General features: G+C 62.8%; 21 protein-coding genes and 1 pseudogene. 13 read left to right on the top strand and 9 right to left on the bottom strand.

Going from position 1 to position 25,433, the window contains the following annotated elements:
- The 4 genes from IVA95_RS32690 to IVA95_RS32675 all read right to left on the bottom strand — a co-directional run.
- On the bottom strand, positions 1-405 hold a 405-nt coding region (locus IVA95_RS32690; protein ID WP_247514236.1), incomplete at its 3' end, for a PQQ-binding-like beta-propeller repeat protein.
- An 85-nt stretch (positions 406-490) separates the two neighbouring features.
- The gene (locus IVA95_RS32685; RefSeq protein WP_247514235.1) at positions 491-1,078 is read right to left on the bottom strand and encodes a ubiquinol-cytochrome c reductase iron-sulfur subunit; all 588 of its coding nucleotides are present in this window, start codon (positions 1,076-1,078) and stop codon (positions 491-493) included.
- A 129-nt stretch (positions 1,079-1,207) separates the two neighbouring features.
- A complete protein-coding gene (locus tag IVA95_RS32680) occupies positions 1,208-1,489 on the bottom strand; it encodes a hypothetical protein (protein ID WP_213256369.1) in 282 nt (93 codons plus the stop codon).
- Positions 1,490-2,052: 563 nt separating this feature from the next.
- Positions 2,053-3,273, bottom strand: coding sequence for a S41 family peptidase (locus tag IVA95_RS32675; RefSeq protein WP_247514248.1), 1,221 nt, complete (start codon positions 3,271-3,273; stop codon positions 2,053-2,055).
- A 396-nt stretch (positions 3,274-3,669) separates the two neighbouring features.
- Here IVA95_RS32675 and IVA95_RS32670 point away from each other — a divergent pair, with 396 nt between their 5' ends.
- Complete coding sequence (locus tag IVA95_RS32670) at positions 3,670-5,451, top strand: Rieske (2Fe-2S) protein (protein ID WP_247514234.1); 1,782 nt, start codon at positions 3,670-3,672, stop codon at positions 5,449-5,451.
- Between the two features lie 73 nt (positions 5,452-5,524).
- Here IVA95_RS32670 and IVA95_RS32665 read toward each other — a convergent pair whose 3' ends face one another.
- The 3 genes from IVA95_RS32665 to IVA95_RS32655 all read right to left on the bottom strand — a co-directional run bounded on the left by IVA95_RS32665 (position 5,525) and on the right by IVA95_RS32655 (position 6,817).
- Entirely contained in the window at positions 5,525-6,010 is a 486-nt protein-coding gene (locus IVA95_RS32665) for an adenosine-specific kinase (protein ID WP_247514233.1), read from the bottom strand.
- 22 nt (positions 6,011-6,032) lie between these two features.
- Positions 6,033-6,173, bottom strand: a complete 141-nt coding sequence (locus IVA95_RS32660; protein ID WP_247514232.1) for a hypothetical protein — start codon at positions 6,171-6,173, stop codon at positions 6,033-6,035.
- Positions 6,174-6,616: 443 nt separating this feature from the next.
- Positions 6,617-6,817 (bottom strand): DUF2905 domain-containing protein, encoded by a 201-nt coding sequence (locus tag IVA95_RS32655; protein WP_028349698.1) that lies wholly within the window; start codon positions 6,815-6,817, stop codon positions 6,617-6,619.
- Between the two features lie 166 nt (positions 6,818-6,983).
- On the opposite strand from IVA95_RS32655, the gene IVA95_RS32650 reads away from it, so the two are divergent.
- From IVA95_RS32650 to IVA95_RS32605, 10 genes and pseudogenes are all read left to right on the top strand, one after another.
- Complete coding sequence (locus tag IVA95_RS32650; RefSeq protein WP_247514231.1) at positions 6,984-7,712, top strand: SAM-dependent chlorinase/fluorinase; 729 nt, start codon at positions 6,984-6,986, stop codon at positions 7,710-7,712.
- A gap of 777 nt (positions 7,713-8,489) precedes the next feature.
- Positions 8,490-10,028: an amidase gene (locus IVA95_RS32645; protein ID WP_247514247.1), complete on the top strand. Its 1,539-nt coding sequence runs from the start codon at positions 8,490-8,492 to the stop codon at positions 10,026-10,028.
- Between the two features lie 225 nt (positions 10,029-10,253).
- A complete protein-coding gene (locus tag IVA95_RS32640) occupies positions 10,254-11,231 on the top strand; it encodes a protease modulator HflC (RefSeq protein WP_247514230.1) in 978 nt (325 codons plus the stop codon).
- Between the two features lie 35 nt (positions 11,232-11,266).
- Positions 11,267-12,301: an acetamidase/formamidase family protein gene (locus IVA95_RS32635; RefSeq protein ID WP_247514229.1), complete on the top strand. Its 1,035-nt coding sequence runs from the start codon at positions 11,267-11,269 to the stop codon at positions 12,299-12,301.
- Positions 12,302-12,344: 43 nt separating this feature from the next.
- A pseudogene (locus tag IVA95_RS32630) lies at positions 12,345-12,956 on the top strand (cation transporter); the annotation flags it as partial.
- A complete protein-coding gene (locus IVA95_RS32625; protein WP_247514246.1) occupies positions 12,936-14,078 on the top strand; it encodes a protease modulator HflK in 1,143 nt (380 codons plus the stop codon). The pseudogene IVA95_RS32630 and the gene IVA95_RS32625, both read left to right, overlap by 21 nt.
- Before the next feature lie 64 nt (positions 14,079-14,142).
- Positions 14,143-15,108, top strand: coding sequence for a protease modulator HflC (locus IVA95_RS32620; RefSeq protein ID WP_247514228.1), 966 nt, complete (start codon positions 14,143-14,145; stop codon positions 15,106-15,108).
- On the top strand, positions 15,105-16,076 hold the full coding sequence (gene hflK, locus IVA95_RS32615; protein ID WP_247514227.1) for an FtsH protease activity modulator HflK: 972 nt from the start codon (positions 15,105-15,107) through the stop codon (positions 16,074-16,076). Before IVA95_RS32620 ends, hflK begins: the two co-directional genes overlap by 4 nt.
- A 45-nt stretch (positions 16,077-16,121) precedes the next feature.
- Positions 16,122-16,283, top strand: coding sequence for an amidase family protein (locus IVA95_RS32610; RefSeq protein WP_247514226.1), 162 nt, complete (start codon positions 16,122-16,124; stop codon positions 16,281-16,283).
- A 215-nt stretch (positions 16,284-16,498) separates the two neighbouring features.
- Positions 16,499-16,792 carry a hypothetical protein gene (locus IVA95_RS32605; protein ID WP_247514225.1) on the top strand — a complete coding sequence of 98 codons (294 nt, stop codon included), beginning with the start codon at positions 16,499-16,501 and terminating at the stop codon, positions 16,790-16,792.
- A 458-nt stretch (positions 16,793-17,250) separates the two neighbouring features.
- Here the strand turns inward: IVA95_RS32605 and IVA95_RS32600 are convergent, their stop codons facing one another.
- Entirely contained in the window at positions 17,251-20,439 is a 3,189-nt protein-coding gene (locus IVA95_RS32600) for a multidrug efflux RND transporter permease subunit (RefSeq protein WP_247514224.1), read from the bottom strand.
- A 26-nt stretch (positions 20,440-20,465) separates the two neighbouring features.
- Positions 20,466-21,707 carry an efflux RND transporter periplasmic adaptor subunit gene (locus IVA95_RS32595; protein WP_247514223.1) on the bottom strand — a complete coding sequence of 414 codons (1,242 nt, stop codon included), beginning with the start codon at positions 21,705-21,707 and terminating at the stop codon, positions 20,466-20,468.
- 202 nt (positions 21,708-21,909) lie between these two features.
- Between IVA95_RS32595 and IVA95_RS32590 the strand changes: the two genes are divergently transcribed.
- Together IVA95_RS32590 and IVA95_RS32585 are read left to right on the top strand one after the other, a co-directional pair.
- Positions 21,910-22,509, top strand: coding sequence for a TetR/AcrR family transcriptional regulator (locus tag IVA95_RS32590; RefSeq protein ID WP_247514222.1), 600 nt, complete (start codon positions 21,910-21,912; stop codon positions 22,507-22,509).
- A 299-nt stretch (positions 22,510-22,808) separates the two neighbouring features.
- The gene (locus tag IVA95_RS32585) at positions 22,809-25,130 is read left to right on the top strand and encodes a molybdopterin guanine dinucleotide-containing S/N-oxide reductase (RefSeq protein ID WP_247514221.1); all 2,322 of its coding nucleotides are present in this window, start codon (positions 22,809-22,811) and stop codon (positions 25,128-25,130) included.
- The last annotated feature ends 303 nt before the right edge of the window (positions 25,131-25,433 follow it).

The following is a 25,433-nucleotide window of genomic DNA, read 5'->3' as shown; positions in this document are numbered from 1 at the left end:
GTTGGTCGGGTGCAATTGGAAGAGATCGTCGGGGAGCTGGCGTTTGTAACGCCAGTACTCATCGCCTGTCTTGGCGTTGAGGGCGATCACCTGGCCCTGGGGGGTGGCGACGAACATCACGCCATTGTTTACGATCGGCGGAGCCTCGTGCCCCTCAATCACGCCGGTCGAGAAGGTCCACACCGGCACCAGGTCTTTCACGTTCGAAGTATTGATCTGGTCGAGCGGGCTGTATCCCTGGCCGTCATAGGTTCGGCGATAGAGCATCCAATTGCCGGGTTCCGGGTTTTTCAGGCGGTCGGCGGTCACCGGGGTGTATTTCTCAATCGGGCCGGCAATGGCAGCGATTGAAAACAGGCACGTGGACGCAACAAAGCTCGACAATAGCCATTGCTTCATGGTCATGGACGTCATCTCCCTAGCTCTTTCTCTCTGCCGCCCTTGGTGGTGCGATCATCTGGGGCAGGGGATCCGATGCGACCGCGCCCCATCACCTTTGTTGAGCACCTACCTTTCCCACGAATGTCGCAGCTATGGTGAGCGAGCCGTCGGCTATTACCAGCGGGAGCGCCGGCAGACGCCGGGGCGCGGGCCCGAACACCACTTGCGCGCCTTCCCGCGGATTGAATTCGGAATTGTGACAAAAGCACTTGAGAACGTCTTTGTCGCCCGTCTCGGACTTCAGCCAGCCGGTGACAGAACATCCGGTGTGAGTACAGATGGCCGAATAGGCTGCGATGCCCTCAGCAGAGCGTGAGCGGGTCTCCTCATCCATTTCGCCGGGATCAAGCCTTATGACCAGGATCTCGTTCAACCGCGAGCCGTTGCGGACGACCGAAGTCTTGGGGTCTTTTGGCCAGGCGTGCAGTGGCGGTTCACCGCGCTTCACGTCATCGGGCGCGATGACGGCGCCGACGCGTTCGCCTTCGGAGACAACAAGAAGATCGCCTTTCTTCGGCCGGTCGCTGCTGCCGGGTTGATCTTCTTGTGCCGCAGCGAACCTCCGCCCCGTCAGAAACGCTCCGGTGGCGAGCGTCGTCAAAAGAAGCGAGCGTCGCGTTTGCTTTGGACACCACACTTGTCTTCTCCAGCTCCGCTATGAGCCTGGATCTCAGTGGCGCGTAACCTCGGCGCTTGATGGCAAGGATAACGAGGCCCGCGTCAGGAAGACGAGGTTACGCTCAGTCGTGCTATACCTCCAGAAGGCTCAGCGCGACTTTTCACCGCTGCCTGTCGCCCCGGTCGAGGTGCCTGTGGCTGAGCCCGTTGTCGGCGGAGCCGAGTCAGTCTTCCCAGGGGGGTGGGCGGAAGCACCGGGCTTTTCCTGCTCGCCGACATATCCGGACTCACCGGACTGGCGAGTCTTGGCGCCCTTGTCAGCCTCCTCCTGCATTTGTGGGTTCGGTGCCGGCTGCTGCTGCTGCGCCAGCGCTGGCAGGGTGATCATCGTTCCGCTCGCGACAAGCATCGCAACTACTGTGGTTCGCATGGAAAGTCCTCCCCGTCGTAGCGTCACTTCTAAGAATACCAACGCCCCGGCTCGCGATGGTTTCCTAGTTCATCCTCTTATTTTCAAGATAAGGGATGCGGCAAGACGCGCAGCCGCGCCGCTAGTGAGATACGCAACACAGAAGGCATAAGGCGCCGATTCGCGTAAACATGATCCCAGCGCCGAACGGCCTTAGCTGTCCTTCCGCTGATTGAACCTCGATAAGGTACTGTTGTTCTTCGATGCGACCGAGTTCTCGCAGGCCTTCACGCAGCTCACGCCCGAACAAAGGCCGACGTCGGCATTGCCATCACAAGCACGCCTATTCGGCTCATTTTTGGTTGCTGAGCGCGTGCTACCAGCGGGATACTACCTTGCCGCCGAGTATACCCAGTAAGACACGCCGTTTGCCCCACCTGCGCTAGCCGAGGCGATTGGGCACACGAGCGGACTGGACCAGCTCTAACCTAGCTGCCGTGGGCGAATGCTCAGGCAAGCAGGATTTGATCGGTGACGTCCGGTTCTCCGGAACAGTGTAAAGCCAGCAGGCTGCCTCCCGAGGATCAGACCCCGGATAGGACCGCGATTGCACGATTGAGTTGAGGATCACTACGATCCATGGAGTCCGGGTCAGCTTGGACTTCGATCGTGGGTGCGACGCCAACGCCTTCCAGCCGCTCGCCGTCGACACGCACGTCCTCGACAGCGAGCAACAGCAAGCCGCCCCCAATGAGGAATGCCGTGGCAGCGAGAACAGCTCCCTCGGTACGGGTACCGATGACCTCGCCAAGCCGGTATTTTTTGAAGCCATAGGCAAGGATTTCCTTGCCACTGCGGGTGCCACCGTTGACAAGCATGGCGACAGCCTTGCGCCATTTCACGTTCCGGAGTTCGCTGGCGCCATTGCGATCAGTGACTTGCATCGTCGGCGCTCGCGTGTTGAACAAATCAAGATACTCGGGAATTGCGCCACCCCAGCCATCGCGCAGGTCCCAGATCAGCGCGTCGGCTTCGTTCAGCGGACTTTGCGATAGAAGATGCTCGAGCGTCCGCTGATACACCGAGCCAGCGTAACACCAGACGTGAACATAGCCGATGCTTCGGCCGTTGGCCCGTATTATACGGGCGCTGGCCCTCAAGCCGTCCAAGAACATTTTGTTGGGCTCAATATCGACTGGGGTAGCCGATATTTGCATAAACGCGCCGCCACGACGCAGGCTCAGCACTACTTCCTTGCCAATTTTGTCGCGGAACGACTGTACCGGCTGAAAAGGTGCACCGTCGGCGGAGACGATCACATCGCCAGCGAGCAGGCCGGCTTGTTGGGCCGGCGTGCGCTCTATAACACCGGTAATCACGCTGCGGCCCTGCATGTCGAGACGCGAGAGGATGCCAATGCCGGGATAGGAGATACGGCCACCCGGAAAAGCGCGTTCCAGTCCGCGTCGCCTTAGCGCACCGGCAAAGATATCGCAAAGCTGGTAGTATTCTGGTTCGTACCGTGTGTAGTAGCGGGTGTGCGAAGCATGCAGCTCGGAGAGCATGCTATTAGTGACGCTGGCCAGCGCCTCTTCGGAACTCGCGCGTGTGGCGTTTGGCAAGTAACGTTCCCGAACAGCCGACCAATCGAGCCCGTGTAGGTGCGGATCGTAGAATCGGTCCCTGACGGTCCGCCATACCTCCTCGAACGCGGCGATGCGTGCGGACACGGGCTGGGATGTAGCCGAATCCGCTTGTTCTAGCTGCTCGGCCCACGCCGGAGTCAGGGCTGATGCCGCAGCCATTGATGTTAGCCGCAAGAAGTGGCGGCGCGACGGTACTGAGTTGATTGCCTCCTTCATCGTGCAACCTTGGAGCTCGTCGCTTCACATCAGGTTGGAACGTGATGATTAACAAGCTCTCTTCTAACTTTCATGGTGTTTGCCTGGTCAAGATCTACAGCCTGCTGTTTCGAGGCTCCATCCGATCGTTCGAACTGGTAATCAAATAGCATAAAGGGATCGCCAGAAAGATTGGAAGAGGCGTTTGTAGCGCATTTTTGAAATACCTTGGGCCATCTCGTCATGGCAGTTCGCGCCCTTTGCGCAGTCCCCCATGGCATTCTCTCGCCTTTGCGCGAGAGGATGCCTATGTTGTGAGGTACCTGAAGCAGCCCCAGAGTGACAATGGGAGGTATGCTCATGGACATGCCTAGCAAGGAGTTTGCGCTGGCGGGCAGCCTTGAGGAGCTGAAGATCAAGGGGCGGCTCGTTGTGCACGGTGGCCATCGCCCGATCCTCGTCATTTACGACCGCGGGCGCGTCTTCGCCCTCGACAATCGGTGCCCGCACATGGGCTTCCCGCTCGAGCGCGGCAGCCTCGAGGACGGCATCTTGACCTGTCACTGGCACCATGCGCGCTTCGATCTCGAAAGCGGCTGCACCTTCGACCTGTGGGCGGACGACGTTCCGATCTGCCCGTGCGAGGTGCGCAATGGTAACGTCTGGGTGAAGACCACGTTCACCCATGCCGATCCCGTCGCGCACTGGCATCAGCGGCTTGCGAACGGCCTTGGCCACGACCTCGGCCTCGTCATTGCCAAGGCCACGCATGGTCAGCTCGCGGCCGGCGTACCGCAGGCCGAAATCGTACGGCAGGTGGCACTGTTCGGGGCGCAAAATCGCGACGGCTGGGGCGTGGGCCTTACGATTCTGACGGCACTCGCCAATCTCCTGCCTGTGCTGCCGGACGAGGACGCCTATCTCGCTCTGTTCCACGGCGCACGCCGCGTGGCGGCGGACTGCGACGGCGAGGCGCCGCGGCGGGAACGCGCGCCGCTTGGAAGCCGGCCGGATCCGGCCGCGCTCAAACGCTGGCTGCGGCGTTGGACAACCGTGCGCCATCGCGAGGCGGCCGAGCGCACGCTGCTCACGGCGGTTGCGGCCGGCTTCTCCCCGGCTGAACTGGCCGATGCGCTGTTCGCTGCCGAGACCGAGCGGGCGTTCGCCGACACCGGGCACTCGCTCGATTTCATCAACAAGGCATTCGAGTGCCTCGACCTGATCGGTTGGCAACACGCGGCGGCTCTGCTGCCGACCGTCATCGGTCAGATGGTGGCGGCCCGGGGCGCCGAGGAATCGACTGCCTGGCGCCAGCCCGTTGACCTTGTTGCGTTGTGTGAGGAATCAACCAGCGAACTCGCGGACCTGTTTGCTGCCGGACGCGGCTCGCGTGACTGGTCGGGCCACGCCGCGCTTGCTCAAGAGCTGCTCGGTGACGATCCGGCCAGGATCCTTGCCGCGCTCAAGGGGACGATCCGCGCCGGTGCCGCTCCGGCTGACCTTGGCCGATCCCTCGCCTACGCGGCAGCGCTCAGGGTGGCGCGCTTCGGCAATGCCAACGAGCACGCCGACTGGGAGACGGCGCATCACGTCTTCACCTACGCCAACGCAGTCCACCAGATGCTCGCGCGGATGGGTACTGCCAGCATCGACGCTCACGTCACGGCTGTCCGCGGCGTATTGCACGGCGCGATGGCGCTCTACCTTGCTCGCTATCTCAATGTGCCGCCGGCGCGCATCCCGGGCGACGGCGGCGAGCAGCTCGATGATCTGCCCGCGGATCCAGAGACGATCGGCGCCGCCTTGCTCGACGCCTTCGACCGGCAGAGACAGGTCGATCTCGCCGCACGCCTGGTGGCACGGCATCTCACGCTCGGCCATTCGCCGCAGGCGCTGATCGCCACGCTCGCGCATGCGGTGCTGCGCGAAGATGCAGGCTTCCATGCGTATCAGATGCTGGAGGCGGGAGTCCGGCAATTCGGCGCGTGGGGCGACACGGACGAGGGCCGGCACATCCTCGTTGCGGTTACCCGCTATCTGGCGGCCCATTCACCGACCGAACGCGCGTCACTGCAGACAGCCGACATCGCCCGCCGCTTGATGCGGGGTGCCAAGCTGCATCAAGAGGCGGGATCGTCCTGACGTCATGCGTTCGATGGGTGGCAGTCAGCTGCAGGTGGTGGTGCATCCTGTCGGCTCGGCTTCATCCAGGCCACTACAGCTTGTAGCCGATCTGGCGCAGTAGGTCTTTCCGCCACGCAATGTCGGCGTCGGTTTCGACACCCAGCGGCGAGGCGCCATCCACCACGCCGAGCACGCCTCGGCCCAGCTCCGTTTGTGCGACGATCACCTGTGTCGGGTTGGCCGTCGCGCAATAGATGTGGCAGACCTCCGGCACCGCGCGCACCGCAGCCAGCACGTTGACGGGAAAGAACCCGTCGCCCAGAAAGATCAGGAAAGTGTGGCCGGCGCCGATGGCCAATGCGTTGTCGCGTGCGAGGGCCAGCGCGGGTTCGTCATTACCCGACCAGCGCACCAGCCGCTTGCCAGAGGCCTCGCAGAAGGCCAGCCCGAAGCGGATGCCCGGAACCGCGCCCACCAGCGCCTCGTGGAGGTCTTCCACGGTCTTGATGAAATGCGACTGGCCGAAGATGAAGTTGGCGTCGTCCGGCTTGACGATGGGCACCACGGTGAGTTCCATGGCTGCGCTCCTGCAGGGTGAGCTACGCATTCCATGCTAGGCCGCCGGAAGGTGATTGCAAGCCGCCACAGGCGGCCGATTTCGCTGCCACCCACGCTTCGGCTTCCTCGCGGGGCTCGAACACCTGGATCACTTTGCCGGCCGCGTTGATGGCGCGGAACATCACGGCGGCCCGCCGGGAGCGGCCATGGTCGCGGCAGCAAGTCCGCGAGCTTTCATTACCGGGAATGATGAGCGATAATCACCAGCGGGATGGAAGCGGTGCACAGAGATGGTGAGGGCCGATGCCAGAGCGGACATTCAGTCGAGAGAGCGAGATCGATGCCACAAGAGCAAGCGCCCGTTTGCCCGGCCTCGACATCGACATCATTCACCGGCAATCGCCGAATGGTGATTGGGAACAGATATCAATCAACCTGCGGGCAACGCCATCCTTCGAAGCGCTCGGGTCCTCGTTCGAGGCAGCTAACCCTTTCACGTTTTGGATGCAGGCCGCACGATTTATGTGGATGCCGTGGCTGCTCACGGCGCAGACGATGATGCTGCCGGCAAGCCGGCCGCGAACGCTCCCGAGCGCCGTCCACCCAGAGCGACAGGCGCCGACGGCTAACGGTTAGCGAGCCAAAGGATCAGGGAAAGGATCACGCTGACCAGCAGCGATGTTGCGAGCGGGATATAAACGCGGAAGTTATCGCGCTCGATGACAATATCGCCGGGCAACCGGCCCAAGCCGATCTTGTTGATCACTGGCCATAGCAGCCCAAGCGCAACGAGCGACAAGCCGAAGATGATGAGCAGACGCGAGATCGACATTGTGCCGAGCCTACGATCACAGTGGGCGAGCCGATTGAGGGAGAGCAAGCGGGATTTGGCGTTTTGGCGTGCTGCTGTGACCGCGTCCGTCGCACGGCTCGGCTGGTCAGTATAGCGTTTTCGAGCGAAGTGGACACACGCATTTGGGCAGGCTGACACCATGATTGCGCTGTTCACGGATTTTGGGTTACACGGCCCGTATACGGGTCAGATGAAGGCGGTGCTGCACCAGATGGCGCCGGGCATACCCATTATCGACCTCTTCGCCGATGCGCCAGTCGGCAATCCCAAGGCATCGGCGTATCTGTTGGCGGCCTATGCGACATGGTTTCCGGTGCGAACCGTCTTTCTCTGCGTTGTCGATCCCGGCGTCGGCGGGACGCGGCCATCCATTTTTCTCGAGGCCGACGGCCGCTGGTATATCGGCCCCGGCAACGGCTTGTTTGAGCTGATCCAGCGCAGAGCTCAAGAGACGCGCAGCTGGGACATCGACTGGAAGCCAAAGCATCTCTCGGCCAGCTTTCACGGGCGCGACCTCTTCGCCCCGGTGGCAGCTATGCTGGCGCGCGGTGATCCGCCCCCCGGCCGGCCACGTCACGATGGCGCAGATCGCAGGGCAAACTGGCCAGATGACCTCTGCGAGATCGTTTACGTCGATCACTACGGCAATGCGATGACCGGGCTGAGGGCGGCTATGCTGCCGCCCAGCGCAAGGCTCACCGCGGTGGGTCGGGTTCTGGACCGCGCGAGGACCTTCAGTGATCTGCCGCCAGGCGTGGCTTTCTGGTATGAGAACTCCAACGGGCTTGCCGAAATTGCCGTTAATCAGGGACGGGCGGACCGCGATCTCGGTCTTGCCATCGGCAGTCCGGTCGAGTTCGTCGCATGAACAAAGGCCTGCCGCTTTGACCCGAAGGCAACATTCGACCAAACAGCGCCCTCATCCGCATCGGCCGAAGCCGCTGGAGCGCCGCGACAAGCCGCAGGCTAGCGCTAACAGGCGCCTTGCTGAGCAGACCCGCAAGATCCTGCGCAAACACTACATGAGCAAATACCGGGTGCAGTGAAATCGCGAAGACTGAATTTTGAAGCAAGCCTCCGGCAGTTCTCAAGCTTGCCACGGAGAGACATCCCGCGTGTGGCTTGACTGTGCGTGTGTCGCGAAGGTGGAAGTGCTCCGCGACGTGGCTGCCGAGCGCGGACGTGAAAGATGCAAGCTCTTGAAATCGTCGGTGGCTGCGCGATAATCTGCTGCTGGACGGCGCGTCGCTCCGCAGTCTCCGCGAGGATGCCGGAGGCATCCAGTACAGGCCTTAATTGCCGTCACGATCCGCTCGGCCAGGCCTCACGTCCCAACCTCATGCGGCTGCTGCGCCTCAGCCCTGTCCGGATGCAAGGCTCATTGTGATGTTACAGCTTGGCACGCCGGCCGCGGTGTCGGCGGCCGCCGCTTGGTGACCGTCGCGGCCACCGACCACCAGACGGTCCCCGACACTTAGGGCGAGCGGTGGATTGAGAACTTAACCCATTGGTCGAGGGAGGATATGCCATGAGAGCGTCGCCAAACTATTCGCGTCGTCACGTGCTTCATGCTGGCGCGGCCGGCGTAGCAGCAACCGTCGTTGCCGGGGCGACAACGCCCGTTCGTGCGGCCGCCGAGGCCGGCATGCAAGCGCCACCCTCGGCGGCGACGGCGCCGCGGATTCTGCGCAAGCCACCGCTGCCTGAATTGGAGCGCATCGCCAAATCCTACAACTTGGCTCTTAGCCGCGACGATCTGACGTCGTTCCGCAACCTCATGGACGGCGTGCTGGCGTCGTACCGTCGCTTGGACCAGTTTGCGGAGCCGACATTGGCGGTGAAGTACGCGCGGGACGCGGGATTCCGTCCAGCCGCCTCGGACAATCGGCTGAATGCCTGGTACTGGAAGTGCTCGATCAAAGGCGCAACGTCGGGTCCTCTTGCGGGCAAGAAGATCGCCATCAAGGACAATGTGTGCGTCGCCGGCATTCCGATGATGAACGGTTCTAATGTGTTGGAGGGCTACGTCCCTGACGTGGATGCGACCATTGTGACCCGCATCCTCGATGCCGGTGGGGAGATCGTCGGCAAGGCCGTGTGCGAGCATCTTTGCTTCTCGGGCGGTAGCCATACCTCCGACACTGGGCCGGTACTCAATCCGCACGATCCGAAGCGATCTGCCGGAGGCTCCTCCAGCGGCAGCGCGGCGCTCGTCGTCGCCGGCGAATGCGACATGGCTATCGGGGGCGACCAGGGAGGGTCGATTCGAATTCCCAGCTCTTTCTGCGGAGCGGTTGGCCACAAGCCCACCCACGGCCTTGTGCCGTACACAGGCGTCTTCCCGATCGAACTAACACTTGATCATACCGGGCCCATTGCCCGTACCGCCGGCGATGCCGCCCGGCTTCTCGAGGTGCTCGCCGGGGCCGATGGCCTCGACCCACGCCAACCGGCGGGACTGCGTACGGAAGCGTATACCAAACAGCTCACCGGAGACGCCCGCGGCCTGCGGATCGGGATCGTTAAGGAAGGGTTTGGCTGGCCCAACTCCGAGCCCGATGTCGACGCCATGGTACGCGAGGCGGCACAGCGCTTGACGCGAGCGGGGGGAACCGTGAGCGAGGTTTCGATCCCCCTCCACCGTGACGGCATCCATATCTGGAACGCTATTGCCGTCGAGGGCGCCACCGCGTTGATGGTCGCGGGCAACAGCATGGGTACTAACTGGAAAGGGCACTATACGACGTCGCTCCTGGACTTCTACGGCCGTAGCCGGCGGGTGCGCGCCAACGACCTTTCGGAGACCGTCAAGCTCGTTGTCCTGCTCGGCCAGTACATGCAGGACAATTATCAGGGTCGCTACTATGCCAAGGCCCAAAACCTCGCGCGCGTGCTTCGCGCCGCCTACGATGAGCAACTTAAAGAGGTCGATCTCCTGCTCATGCCGACGTTACCTTTGAAGGCCACGCTACTCCCGGCCCCGGACGCGAGCCGCGAGGACTACGTTGCTCGCGCACTCGAGATGATTTCCAACACTTGCCCGTTCGACGTCACTGGCCATCCTGCCGCCACGGTTCCGGCAGGCATGTCGGCAGGGCTCCCCGTCGGCATGATGGTGGTCGGACGCCACTGGGAGGACGGCACGGTGTTGCGTGCGGCTGACGCGTTCCAGATCATCGGGTAGGCGGCAGCAGCGAATTGCCGGCTAGCGGCAACACCGGCGTCCAAGGTTCGGAAGATGCCGCCCAGCTTCTCAAGGTGCTCGCCGGAGCCGACGGCTCGACCCGCGCCAACCGGCGGGACTGCGTACGGAAGCCTATACCAAGCAGCTCACAAGAGACAAACGCCTTGACCACCCGAAGCACGCCCTACAGAATGAGAAAAGCCCAGCTCGTTAGGCAACTGAGCCATGGCCCGCTCAAGCTCGAAGCCTAGGCAAGCCATTCTGGGCGCCGCGGGAGTGCTTGGCGCTGTCGTGGCGACCACGTTATGTCTTTTCGCCGTTGGCGATGGGGAGCGGGCTGTCGTCACGTCGTTCGGCAGGCCGGTGCAGGTAGTCACCACGCCGGGTCTCGGCGTGAAGCTGCCTTACGAAAGCGTGACCAAGTTCGACGGCCGGCTTTTTGTTTACCAGCCCCCATTGAGTGAATTCCTGACGCTTGAGAAGACTGCCGTGACGGCAGCGGGCGCCGTCATGTGGCGCATAGCCGAGCCGAAACGTTTCTTTGAGACGGTTCTCAACAAGGCGGGTGCGGAATCGCGCTTGGGCGACATCCTCTCTGCGGAGCTTGGCGCCGCCATCGGCCGAAGTCCGCTTGCTGCCTTTGTCTCGGCCGAAGCCTATCGAGCAGAGGCCTTGCTCGCCGAGGTCGCCGCAAAATGCCGGAATGTTGCGCTTCGGGACTACGGCATCGAAGTCCTTGATGTGCAGCTGTTGCGCTTTGACTTCCCTAAGCGCAACCGGCTCACGGTCTACGCTCGCATGCGCTCCGAGCGCGCCGCAATCAGCATGCGCTACCGCTCTGAAGGCGAGGAGGAAGGCCTCAAGATCCGTTCCGCGGCTCAGGGCGAGAAGACGAGCATTCTTGCCGAGGCCTTCAAGGTCGCCCAGCGGCACCGCGGCGCTGGCGAAGCGGAGGCCGCCCGCATCTACGCCGACTCGCTCCGCGAGGCACCGCAGTTCTACGCGCTGCGGCGGACGCTCGACGCATCGCGCAAGTTCGTCAAGGAGGGCACGACGATGGTGTTGCCGGCGAACTCCGATCTCTTCGGCCTGCTGTACGACAGCGGTTTCTATGAGCGCGCCAAGCCGCCGGCAAGCTTGCTCGACATCGAGAAAGGAAACACCCATGAGATGACCAGCGGAAATCTTACGCCGCCTCCATAGCAACAATCTACGCTGCCAATACAGGAGGAATTTCTATGATTCGAATGAACGAGCAGTCGGCGCGAGCGGCCATCGTGGCTCTATCTTCGGTACTCATAGTTACTGGGGTTGCACCTGCCTCGGCCGCGGAAGTCCGCTATGACCCGGGAGACACTGTTTACTTCACCTATTGCCATGCGCATCCGCCGGCGATCCGCATCAAGCCAGGCGACACGGTGATCACAAGGACCAAGGACGCGGCGAACGACGTCTTCCAGCCGACCGACAAGACGGTGTTTCCGAGACTCGACCTTACTAGAGTCAACCCACAGACCGGGCCATTCTTCATCGAGGGCGCCGAGCCCGGCGATACACTCGTCGTGCGTATCGACAGGATCGGCCTCAACAGAGACTGGGGCTGGGGAGCGTCGATCCCCTACTTCGGAGCATTGGCGCCCGAATACAAGACCGCGATGGTAACCGACCCGGTGCCGGACCGGCTCTTTATCTGGCGGTTCGACAGATCGAGAATGGTCGGTGTGCTCGACCTACCCAACAGCAAGATCGGCAAAGTCGAGGTCCCGTTGCGGCCATTCTTCGGGACAATCGGCACCGCACCTCCTGGCAAGGAATGCATCAGCTCGCTGACACCCGGCCCTCATGGCGCGAACATGGACTTCAATGAGGTCGTTGAGGGCGTGACGATGTCTTTCCCGGTTTTCGAGCCGGGTGCGCTCTTTATGCTGGGCGACGGGCACGCCGCGCAGGGTGACGGCGAGGTGGACGGCGCCGCCGTCGAGACGTCGTTTGACGTCACCTTCACGGTGAACCTCATCAAGGGAAAAAAGATCAACTGGCCCCGGCTCGAGAACGACAGAATGATCATGTCGATCGGCAGCACGCGGCCGTTGATCGATGCGCTGCGGATCGCCTGCGTCGATCTCGTCAACTGGCTGGTGCAGGATCACGGCTACGACAAGATCGAGGCGGTTCAGCTTCTAGGCCAAGCAGCGCAGCTCGAGATCGCCAACGTTGTCGATCCAAATTACTCCGTGGCTTGTCAACTCGACAAGCGCTACCTGCCGCGGTGAGGTTGCACTGAATGGAGACTTCAGGAAGCGTAGGGCTCTGAACATGGGCGTAGCCTGTTGCGGAGAAGGCGCCACCTTCGAAGGCTTGTCGGCTGATTACAAGCGGCGGCTTTGGATCGTCATTGCGATCAACGCCGCGATGTTCCTGGTGGAAATGGGAGCCGGCGCACTCGCCGGCTCGCAAGCGCTGCAGGCCGATGCTCTCGACTTTCTGGGCGACGCGGCGACCTACGGTATCAGCCTCGCGGTCATCGGTGCATCCGTTCGGGTCCGGGCGCGTGCGGCCTTTGTAAAAGGCGTCAGCCTCACGATGATGGGCTTGTGGGTGTTTGGGACGACCGCTTATCACGTGCTTGTGCTCGGTGTGCCCCGCGCCGAGATCATGGGCGTCATCGGCTTCCTGGCTCTCGCTGCCAACGTGGCTAGCGTCGTCATCCTCGTGCGCTACAAGGATGGCGACGCCAACGTGCGGTCCGTGTGGCTTTGCTCGCGTAACGATGCGATCGGCAACGTCGCCGTGATGCTCGCTGCGCTCGGCGTTTGGGCAACCACGACCAAGTGGCCCGACCTGATCGTGGCCGCCATCATGGCGGGATTGTTCCTGTGGTCATCCGCTCAAATCCTGCGACAGGCGGTGCGTGAGCTCCGGACCGGGGAAATCTCGCTCCACACGCACGTGCCGCACACGCACGCGCCGCCGGCATGGGTCCGGCTGCGCGACAGGTTTGCGGCCGCGACCCGCGTGTTTGTTACTGACACCCGGGTGAAGAGCGCGGCATTGGCAAGCCTGGTTCTCCTCTGGCTCGCAAGCGGCTTCTTTACGATCCAATCCGGGGAGATCGGACTGCGCCTCCGGTTTGCTCGCATCGTCGCGGCCGACCTCGGCCCAGGCCTACATTACCGGCTGCCCTGGCCAATCGAGACGCACCGTCTCATCGAAACCGAACGCACGCGGAGTGCGGAGCTCGGTTTCCGCAGTCAGGCGGACGAGAGCTTGACGACGCGCACACTCGCCCGCGAGCGGCTCACAGTGGGCGGGCCCTCGAATCCAGTGCCGGAGGCGATCAAAGCCAAGGGCTCCTGGTTCCAGCGCGAGGTGGTGGAGGGCGAGTCCTTCCTCCTGACCGGTGATGCCAACCTCATCGATCTTCGGTCAACCGTGCAGTACCGCGTCAAGGATCCGGTGGCCTACGTCACAAACCTGGCGGAGCCTGAGGCGCTCGTCCGGAGCGTTGCTCGAGCAGCGCTGCGTAGCGTTATTGCCACTCAGCGAATCGATGCGTTGCTAACAAACGCCAGAGCCGAGGTCGAGGCGCGACTGCATGAGTTCGTTCAGGCGCGCCTAGACGGTCTGAACGCCGGCATCGCGCTCGTCTCGGTGCGCTTGGTCTACGTGCATTCGCCCCAGGAGGCACACGACGCCGAGCGGGACGTGGCTAGTGCACAGGAGGACAAGCTGCGCACGATCAACCGCGCCAAGGGATTCGCCGCCGAGGAGGTAAACGACGCCAAAGGGGAGGCCGCGGCGACGGTCGAGGGTGCCCTCGCCGTCCAGGAGGAACAGGTCCGCCGTGCTCGCGGCGAGGCGCTAGCGTTCAGCCTGCAGGTCGAGGCGTTTCGGCAAGCGCCCGAATTGGCCGCATTCCGCTTGCAGATGGAGACGATCGAGGACGTGTTGCCGAAGGTGCACAAGCTTGTCCGGCCGAAGGCGAGTGCCATCAAGGACTTCGACCTTTGGCTCCTTGAGCCTCCGATTAGCGCGGGCGGTAACCGATGAAGGCAGCTCACCCTGGAGTTGGCAGATGAGTCGCGCGGGCGGCAGACGGAGGGCAGCGCTCCGGATGCTGACGCCTGCCGCTATCGTGGTGCTGGTGCTGTCGTCCCTCGCGAGCCTCTACACGTTAGATATCACTGAGCACGGGATTGTCACGCGCTTCGGCCGGATCGTGCAGCTCGTTGAAGAGCCGGGCCTAGGCTTCAAGCTGCCCTTCGAGCGTGTGCAGCGGTTCGACAAGCGCCTCCTATACTTGAGCACTGCGCCCGTTGAGTACGTCACGGCGGACAGGAAGAACGTGTCCGTTGCCACGCTCGCTACTTGGCGCATCGCCGAACCGACGCGCTTCCTCGCGACGCTTGCCACGCGCGGCGACGCCGAGCAGCGGCTTACGGAGGCTATCGTCGGTGAAGTCGGTGCAGTGCTCGGCCGCCATAGGTTCGCCTCCGTCATCGCGCCGCATGCTTCGGACAACCAGTTCGGAGCGATAGTCGCGGAGGTACGTGCCGGCGTTCAGGCTCTTGTTGCGCCCGCCTACGGTATCGAGGTGATCGATCTCGGTGTGCGTGAACTCGCCCTGCCTCAGCAGAACCGGCAGAGCGTCTTCGAGCGGATGAAAGCGGAGCGGGCCCGCATCACCATGCAGTTGCGCTCCGACGGGAAGGCCGAGTCGAGGCGGATCATCGCCGAAGCTGATCGGCAGAAGGCACGCATCCTCGCCGAGGCCAACGAACATGCAAGGCGACTCGACGGCGAGGGGGAGGCTGAGGCGATGCGTGTCTACGCGCGCGAGTTTGGCGCCGATCTACCCTTCTTCAAGCTCGTCCGCACGCTCGAGGCCTATGATCGTATCCTCGACGACAAGACGACCCTGTTCCTGCCGGCCGAGTCCGAACTTCTGCAGATGCTGCAACCGAGCGGATCGGTCGCGCGGGATCTTAACCCGCCACCCAAGGCTCGTCCCAGGAATGGCGAGAACGTGGGCACTAGTGTCAAAGGTCAGCAGCCACCGTCACGCGGGGAATCGCCATGACAGCCAGCCACGAAGACGTGGTGCCGCAGGACCGCGCGGAAAGCGCCCCCAGACATCCGCGCTGGCGCGCTCACGCGCTCCGGGGGGGTGTCGTCTTCTTGCTCCTGGTGATCGCGGCCTACTTCGCCACGGGCTTCCATCTCGTCGCAACGGACGAGCAAGCTTTGGCGCGCCGCCTCGGCGCGCCCCATGCCCGCCTGGGCCCCGGCATGCACTGGCGTTTCCCCTGGCCCGTCGACCGGGTCGACGTACTTAAGACCACAAGTGTCTCGAAAGTCGGCGTGGGCTTCGCTTTGCCCGAGGGGGAGCAGGAGACCGTGATTGGGATGGAGCTGCTGACTGGTGACACGAACATCCTAAGCATCGCGCTCGTGCTACAATACGTGATACGCGATCCTGCCGACTTCCTGCTGCATGTCGAGGACACAAGAGCGCTGATCGGCGGACTTGCCGAAAGTGTGCTCACCCAGGTTTTGGCCGGCATGTCAGTTGATGAAGTCTTGACCACAGGCCGGCTTGCCATCCAGGATAAGGTGAAGGTACGGACTCAGGAGCTCCTCGATCGCTACCGAAGCGGCGTTCAGATCACGGCTTCCAGCATCATGGCCGTGACGCTTGACGCGGCGGTGGCACAGGCTTTTCAAGACGTGGCGGACGCCATGGCCGATCGCGAGCGTTCACGCAACGAGGCGCGGGTCTATGCGGCCAACCTCCTGCCTAAGGCTCGCGGGGAGGCGCACACATTGGTCCAGGCAGCGCAGAGCCGGCGTGAGCAGCGCATCGCGCAGGCCATAGGCACGACCACCCGCCTCAAAGCCTTACAGCGAGAGTATGCGAAGGCCCCCGAGCTCACGCGCAGCCGTCTCTATCTTGAAGCCATGGAGAAGACTCTGCCCAGAGTGAAAGCCTACATCCTGGACACGGAAGATGGACAGGCTCCGGTCAACCTGCGAGTGAGGGGGCGGTAGATTCTGTCCAGCGAACAGCACCTGATCCCCACCGGGGCACTCGAAATGATTTCCAACACTTGCCCGTTCGACGGCACTGGCCATCCCGCCGCCTCGGTTCCGGCAGGCATGTCGGCGGGGCTCCCTGTCGGAATGATGCTGATCGGACGCCACTGGGAGGACGGCACGGTGTTGCGTGCGGCAGACGCGTTCCAGATCGTCGGGTAGACGGCAGCAGCGAATTGCCGGCTAACAGCACCGCCGGGGTCCAAGGTTCGGAAACAGGAGGCCCGCGAGCTTTCTGACGCGAGCCTCTGCCATTTAGGAGTGATCCGTCGACAACGTTGCCCCACATGGCCGCGGATGAGCATGAAGGTTAATGCCAGGCTCGTCTGCCGACGCGGAGTCGGGGCCTCGTGCCGAGATCATGAGGAGGTCAGGCCATGGAGATCGAACGCACTACATTCGGCACCATCACGATTGACGGAAAGACTTATGACCACGACATGATTATTCGTCTGTCCGGCGAAGTGGCAAGGCGGAAGAAGAAGCTGTCGAAGAAGTACTACGGCACCTCGCATGTCCTCTCGAAGGACGAAGCGAAGTTCGTCTTTGAGGACGGGTGCGAGCAGCTGATTCTTGGCTCAGGCCAGATGGGCAATGTGCACCTATCGCCGGAGGCTGAGGCGTATTTTGCGAAAAAAGGGTTGCACGGTCCTGTTGCAGCCGACCCCTGAGGCGATCCATACGTTCAACAACTCGCGCGCGAAGAAGATTGGCCTTTTTCACGTTACCTGCTGAATCGGACCTGCCGAGACCCGAGCCCAAGATTGGTCGCATTGCGCTGACGCGATGCGGCGCGCCTGCGGTCAGCAGCAGATAGGGTATGCCGGGCTGAAGGGCTGTTGTGTGATACGTCTCTGACTCACGCGACTTCCGAGATCAGGCGCTTCAGTTATTCGATTCCCGACTGGCCGTGGCGTTATCGGGCGATTTCGCGCGGCGGCTCCGCGCGGCTTTGCCTCGTTCGCGGATGAGTTCGATCATGTAGCGTAACTCGGCTTTGGCGTGGCGATACCCACCAATGGGTTCGGGTCGGTCAAACCCGGACTAGTAGGACTTTCGATCTGTTGCGCATGCGGAATCCGTATGGCTGCCGGCCAACCACTGTCCCTCGTTCGACCAGCGTGCCGCATTAGCGACTGGGCTCTGGCGCGTGACTGGTCGCCGCATTTGCGGAATGGTTGGTCAGTGGCTTCAGTCCCGTGACGATGCGCAATAGAACGTAGAACACGGGTGTCAGGAACAGGCCAAACACCGTGACGCCAATCATGCCGGAGAAGACGGCAACGCCCATAGCTCGGCGCATTTCGGAACCGGCTCCGGTCGAGAGCACCAGGGGCAAGACGCCCATGATGAATGCCATCGAGGTCATCAGGATCGGACGCAGCCGCAGGCGGCTCGCCTCGATCGCGGCACGAATCGGCGAACGGCCTGCGAACTCCAGTTCGCGCGCAAATTCGACGATAAGGATCGCGTTCTTGGCCGACAATCCCACCAGCACGATCAACCCGATCTGGGTGAAAACGTTATTGTCGCCCTTCGAGATCCAGACGCCGAACATCGCAGCTAGCAACCCCATTGGCACGATCATGATGATCGACAGGGGCAGGGTCAGGCTCTCATAGAGAGCAGCCAGCACCAGGAACACGAGGAGGATCGCGAGTGGAAAAACCCAGATGCCGGAGTTGCCTGCGATGAACTCCTGATAGGTCAGGTCGGTCCATTCAAAGGCGAAGCCAGGCGGTAGCACTTCGGCCGCGATGCGCGTGGCCGCTTCCTGGGCCTGGCCGGAGGAATAGCCGGGCGCTGCCGCCGCGTTGATGTCGGAGGACAAGAAACCGTTGTAACGGATCGCGCGTTCAGGCCCGGCGCTCTGGCGAATCTTCAAGAGCGCCGAGAGCGGGATCATGTCGCCGGACGCAGAGCGCACCTTCAATTGCCTGATGTCGTCGGCCCGCGCGCGGAACGGCGCGTCGGCCTGCACACGGACCGAATAGGTGCGGCCAAATTTGTTGAAGTCGTTGACGTAGTACGAGCCCAGATAGATCTGCAGCGTGTTGAAGACCTCTGTCACGGGCACGCCGAGCTGCAAGGCCTTGGTGCGGTCAATGTCGGCGAACAACTGTGGCACGTTGACCTGGAAGCTCGAGAAGACGCCGGCGATTTCCGGTGCCTTCTGCATCGCGGCCATGAATGCCTTGGTCGCCTCGTTCAACGCGTCATAGCCGAGGCCGGCGCGGTCCTCGATCTGGAGCTTGAAGCCGCCGATGGTGCCGAGCCCGTTGACCGGCGGCGGCGGGAACATGGCGATGAAGGCTTCCTGGATCCCGGCATATTTCTTGTTCAGTTCGGCCGCGATCGCAGCGCCGCTCAGCGCGGGATCCTTGCGCTCGTCGAACGGCTTCAACGTGGAGAACACGATGCCGGCGTTGGAGGAGTTGGTGAAACCGGAGATCGACAGGCCGGGAAACGCCACCGAGCTCTCGACGCCGGGCTGCGTCAGCGCAATGTCGCTCATCTTGCGGATGACCTCTTCGGTGCGGTCGAGCGTGGCGCCGTCGGGCAGGCGCGCGAAGCCGACGAGGTACTGCTTGTCCTGGCCCGGGACGAAGCCGCTTGGCACCTGCTGGAAAAGCAGGGCGGTCAGTCCGATCAGGAGCACATAGACGCCCATCACCGCCGCCTTGCCGGAGATCACTTTGGAGACGCTGCCGCTATAATTCTCCGAGGAGCGCGAGAAGGCGCGGTTGAAGCCGCGGAAGAACCAGCCGAGCCCTTTCTCCAGAATGAGGGTCAGCCTGTCCTTGGGCTCATTGTGGCCCTTGAGCAGCAACGCCGACAATGCCGGCGACAGCGTCAGGGAGTTGATCGCCGAGATCACCGTCGAGATCGCGATCGTCAGCGCGAACTGCTTGTAGAATTGCCCGGTGAGGCCGGAGATGAAGGCGAGGGGAACGAATACGGCAATCAAGACCAGTGCGATCGCGATGATGGGGCCGGAGACCTCGCGCATTGCCTGGTAGGTGGCGTCTCGCGGCGACAGCCCGGCCTCGATGTTGCGCTCGACGTTCTCGACCACGACGATAGCATCGTCGACGACGATGCCGATCGCGAGCACCAGGCCGAACAGGCTGAGCGCATTGATGGAGAAGCCGAACACGTGCATCACGGCGAATGTGCCGACGATCGACACCGGCACGGCCAGGAGCGGAATGATGGAAGCCCGCCAGGTTTGGAGGAACAGGATGACCACCAGTACCACCAGCGCGATCGCTTCCAGCAGCGTGTGGATCACCGCCTCGATCGACGAGCGCACGAACTGTGTGGGGTCGTAGACGATCTGGTAGGACACGCCCTCGGGCATGTTCTTCTTGATCTCGGCCATGGTGGCGCGGACGCGGTCGGAGATCTGGAGCGCGTTGGAGCCCGGCGCCTGGAAGATCGGGATCGCCACCGCCTGTTTGTTGTCGAGCAGCGAGCGCAGGCCATATTCGGACGCACCTAATTCGATGCGCGCGACGTCGCGCAGCCGCACCACTTCGCCACGCGAACCGGTCTTGACCACGATGTCGCCGAACTGTTCTTCACTCGCGAGCCGACCTTCGGCGTTGACCGACATCTGAAGATCGATGCCCTTGACGCTCGGCGAGGAGCCGACCACGCCAGCGGCGGCCTCGACGTTCTGCGCCTGGATCGCCCTCACGATGTCGCTTGCGGTCAGGCCGTGCTCGGCGGCCTTCTGCGGGTCGACCCAGACGCGCATCGAGTAGTCGCCGGCACCGTAGAGCTGGACATCACCGACGCCGTCGATCCGCGCAAGGCGGTCCTTGACGTTCAGCACCGCGTAGTTGCGGAGATACGTCATGTCGTAGCGGTTGTTTGGCGACAGCAGGTGCACGACCATGGTAAGATCGGGCGAGCTCTTCTTGGTGATAATGCCGAGCTGGCGAACGACCGCCGGCAGCCGCGGCTCGGCCTGCTGCACGCGGTTCTGCACAAGCTGTGTCGCCTTGTCAGGATCGGTGCCGAGGCGGAACGTCACTGTTAGCGTCATCGCCCCGTCGGTGGTTGCCTGGCTGCTCATGTAGAGCATGTTCTCGACGCCGTTGATCTGCTCCTCGATCGGCGTTGCCACTGTCTCCGCGATCACCTTCGGATTGGCGCCGGGGTAGGTCGCGCGCACCACCACGGAGGGCGGCACGACGTCCGGATACTCCGAGATCGGCATGGCAAAGAGCGAGATCAGGCCGGCCAGGAAGATCACGATCGAAAGCACACCGGCAAAAATCGGCCGATCGATGAAGAACTTTGAGAAATTCATTGCTATGCCCCAAGCGCTGACGGTCGTTAGCGCTGCACGATTTGTCGGCCGCCGGCGTTCGACGCTTGCTGCGGTCCGCGCGAGCCCATCTCCGCAATTTCGGTCTTCAGGAGCGCGCCCGGGCGTACCCGCTGTAGGCCGTTCACGACGATGCGGTCACCGGATTTTAGGCCACCCGTCACGATGCGGAGCCCGTCGACGGCGCCGCCGAGCGTTATTCCGCGATAGACCGCGCGGTTGTCGTCGCTGACCACCATAACGAACTTCTTATCCTGATCGGTACCGATGGCTCGCTCGTCGATCATCACCAGCGTCTGTTGCTGAGGCTGGCCCATCCGCACCCGCGCGAACTGGCCGGGGATGAGGCGTCCATCCTCGTTCTGGAATACCGCGCGGACGCGTATCGTGCCGCTCTGGCCATTGACCTGGTTGTCGATCAACTGGATATGGCCTTTGGCCGATGTGCCGCCAGAGGTGGTCATCTCGACGGGTATTTGATCAAGATTGCCGCGCTTGCCCGAACTATCTGCAATGGAATTCAGCGCCCGCAGCACGATCTCTTCGTCCGCATCGAAACTTGCATAGATCGGGTTGACAGAGACCAGAGAGGTCAGGACCGGCGAGGCAGTCCCTGCGGCCACGAGGTTTCCGACGGTCACCTCGATCTTGCCGACGCGGCCATCGACGGGTGCACGGACCTCGGTGTAGTCTAGATTGAGCTTTGCAGTCTGCAGCGTTGCCTCGGCCGCCTTCACATTGGCGATGGCTTCGCGATTGGCGTTCTCGCGCTGATCGAAATCGCGCCGCGTGACGACGGCGTTGCCGACGAGCTGCGCGCCGCGCTCGACTTCGCTCGCAGTGAAGATCGCACGCGCTTTTGCTGCCTCGAGCTGCGCGCTCGCCTTATCCACTTCGGCGGCGTAGGGCGCGGGATCAATCTTGAACAGGACATCGCCAGCTTTCACCAGCGCGCCCTCGGCAAAGTTGGCCGACAGGATCGCGCCAGCGACGCGTGGGCGGAGCTCGACGCGGTTGACGGCTTCGAGACGTCCAGAGAAGTCATCCCACAGCCCGGTCCGACGCGGCTCGATCACCGCGATCGTGACGGAGACGGCCTGCTCGGGTGCGGTCCCTGTGGTCGCCTGGGCCGCATGAAAATAGCGGCCGCTCGCGATCGAACCGGCCGCCGCGAGGACGCCGATGATGGCAACGCCGCCGACAACGCGTCGGAATCGGCCGGAATGGGAGGTATTGGCGGATGGGGGCATTTGCGCGCTCCATAAATGTAGTGCTCGCTACAGATATGAAGCTGGACGACGGTCCGCAAGATACTTATGTACTGCACACTACGAAAATCTTATGTCGCAAGCCGCAAGACTGGAAATCAAATAAAAGAAACCATGATAAATCAGAAGGTTGAGGATCGAACGCCGAGCGAAAAACGGCGTCGGCTTCGAGGGAGTAACGCGAATGGCCATGGGACGCCCGAGAGAATTCGACGCCGACGCTGCATTGGATCAGGCGATGGAAGTCTTCTGGAGACATGGCTATGAGGGCGCGACCATTGCCCAGCTTACCGAGGCGATGGGCATTAACCCGCCGAGCCTCTATGCGGCATTTGGAAATAAGGAAGGTCTCCTGAAGGCTGCCCTCGACCGGTACACGGCCAAACGTGCGGCCTGGATGGAGGGGGTTTTGAACGCGCCGACCGCCCGAGACGTCGCGGAGCGGATGCTCATGGGTACCGCAGACAGCCAAACCGATCCCAACAATCCGCCCGGTTGCCTGCTCGTGCAAGGCGGCCTTGCCTGCGGTACCGGTTCGGAGAATGTTCCCTTCGAGCTCGCAGCGCGCCGTGCACTGACCGAGGATCAGCTCCGCGAACGCTTCGTCAGGGCGAAGAAGGAGGGCGATCTGAAGCAAACCGCCGACGCTGCCGCGCTGGCGCGCTATCTTTCGGCGGTGTCCGCCGGCATGGGCGTGATGGCGTCATCAGGCGCCGATCGCGAAGTACTGCGACAAGTGGCGAACGTATCCGTCAAAGTTTTCGAAGAACAGTCGACAACGTGAGAGGTCATCTTCTTGCCGAGCCGAACTCCGCGACGGACGACGCGACATCGACTACCTAAGGAAGAGACGGCATCGCCCGCGCTGGCTAACACAACGGCTGAAACCACCACGAGATCGCGCTTTCTTGTGGCGTGGCACCTCAACCAGATTGTGTACGTGACTGCCCACTCACATTGATCGCGGGTACCCCTGCGTTTCCAGCAGTGCTGAACCGACGACATTGGAAAGCAGATCAGTATACTGTTGGATAGTTGCGACCGGGCTCGGCCCGACCGCCGCTCTGCGATAAGGAAGACGTAATGAGCGAGATGATTGGCTACCCCGATCCCGGCCTCGATCTGTCGGACGGCTTCAAGCCGCACACCTCGCACTGGGGCGTGTTCTCGGCGCGTCACAGCGAGGCTGGACTCGAAATCAGGCCGTATGCGGGGGATCCTGATCCGAACGGCATCATCGGCAACTTCCCCGGCGCGTTGCACCATCAGGCGCGCATCGGCCAGCCGGCGATACGCCGCGGCTGGCTTGAGGGTGGCCCCGGCCCCGATGATCGCCGCGGCCGCGACGAATTCGTCTCCGTTAGCTGGGACAGGGCGCTCGACATCCTGGCTGGCGAGCTATCGCGCATCCGCGACACAAGCGGCCCCGGTGCGGTCTTCGGCGGTTCCTATGGCTGGTCGAGCGCGGGCCGCTTTCATCACGCGCAGAGCCAGGTTCACCGCTTCCTCAACATCGCGATGGGCGGCTATGTGCGTTCGGTAAACACCTATTCCTCGGGCGCGTCCTCCGTGCTGCTGCCGCAGATCCTGGCGGGTTACGAAGACATCACCAAGCGCAACGTCACCTGGGAGCAGATCGCGGCCGAAAGCGAGATCGTGCTGGCGTTCGGCGGCATGGCGCTGAAGAACTCCATGGTGGCCGGCGGCTCGATCAGCAAGCATGTCGAGCGCGGCGCCATGGCCGCGGCGCGCCGGCGTGGCTGCGAGTTCATCCTGGTCAGCCCCCTGCGCGACGATCTGCCCGCGGAGGCCGGTGCCGAATGGATGACGGCCGTGCCCGGCACCGACACGGCCCTGATGCTCGGGATCGTCCACACGCTGGTCAGCGAAGGCCTGCACGATCAGGCCTTCCTCGATCGCTATACCCAGGGCTGGCCGATCTTCCTGCGCTATCTGACCGGCGAGACGGATGGTCAACCTAAGAGCGCCGAGTGGGCCACCACGATTTGCGGTATCGACACGAACACGATCAGGAAACTTGCCCGTCGACTTGCCGGGCGGCGCGCGTTGATCACCGTCTCCCATTCGCTGCAGCGCTCGGAGCATGGCGAGCAGCCGGTGTGGATGGGCATGGTGCTGGCGGCTGCTCTCGGCCAGATCGGCCTGCCTGGAGGCGGCTACGCTTATTCGCTCGGCGCGATCGGTTATTACGGCCGCCGCGTGAACGACGTGCCGGGGCCGACGCTAGGGCAAGGCCGAAATGGTGTCGCGGATTTCATTCCAGTGGCGCGCATCGCCGATATGCTGCTCAACCCCGGCACCACCTATCGCTACAATGGCGAGACACGCGTCTATCCGGACATCCGTCTCGTCTACTGGGCAGGCGGCAATCCCTTCCATCACCACCAGGATCTCAACCGCCTGCGCAAAGCCTTCGCCCGGCTCGACACGCTGGTTGTGCATGAGCTCGCCTGGACCGCCACGGCCCGCCACGCCGATATCGTCCTGCCCTGCACGATGACGCTCGAGCGCGAGGACATCGGCTATTCCACCAACGATCCCCTGATGGTCGCCATGCACCGGATCGCGGAGCCGTTTGGCCTTGCGCGCGACGACTATGAGATCTTCGCCGATATTGCCGAACGTCTCGGCGCCCGTGACGCCTTCACCGAAGGCCGCACGGCACGGCAGTGGCTGGCGCATCTCTACGAACCGACCCGTGCCTCGCTCGCCGCGCGCGGCCTCCCGGCCCCGAGCTTCGAGGAATTCTGGGAGCGCGGCAGCCTGATCGTGCCGCAACACCTCGACGACGGCGGTAAGCTCCGCCGCTTCCGCGAAGATCCGATCGCTCATCCCCTCCCGACACCAAGCGGACGGATCGAGATTTTCTCGAAGAAGATCGCGGGCCATGGCGATGCGGACTGCCCGGGCCATCCGGTTTGGCTCGAGAAGACCGACGCGCCCAAGCGGGGCTCGCCGTGCTTCCTTGTCGCCAATCAGCCGGTGACGCGTTTGCATAGCCAGCTTGACTTCGGCGGACATTCGACCGGGGCCAAGCATCGCGGCCGCGAGGTCGCGCGCATGAATCCGCGCGACGCGGACGTTCGCGGGATCATGGATGGCGACATCATCCGCCTGTTCAACGAACGCGGAGCCTGTCTTGCCGCGGTGCACATCACCGACGGCATCGCTCCCGGTGTCGTCCAGCTACCGACCGGCGCGTGGTACGACCCGATGGATCCGGAGGAAGAGACACCGCTCTGCGTTCACGGCAATCCGAATGTGCTCACACGCGACATCGGTACCTCATCCTTCGCGCAAGGCTGCACCGGCCAGCTCACGACTGTCGAGGTGGAGCGGTTCAACGGCAATCTTCCGCCGATCCGCGCTTTCGATCCGATGTAGCGGAGGTGGCGTCGGCTCCTGACTTGCGACGCGCATCCTCGAACAAATCTAGCTCGGTTCAGCGCCTCTCCGCGCGGCTTTGGGAGGTTATGAAACAGCGACGTCGCGAGCTATGCTACCCTCCGGTAAGAAAACAGTGGCTCGGCGATAGTGGGTTTCGCGATGTAGCGCTCCCCGCTACGAAGGGCGCACAGAATGCGTACGGCGGGTGAGAAAGCTGCGGGCAAGGCGATCAAGCAGTCTCATGGTCCGCGTCCTGTTACCCACCGACCTCACCCGTTTGTGATTGCGACGACCGACGGT

Origin of the sequence: Bradyrhizobium sp. 157 (assembly GCF_023073815.1) — a bacterium.
Taxonomy (GTDB): Bacteria; Pseudomonadota; Alphaproteobacteria; order Rhizobiales; family Xanthobacteraceae; genus Bradyrhizobium.
The sequence above is the reverse complement of the archived record's forward strand: the minus strand, read 5'-3'. Positions and strand labels throughout refer to the sequence as shown.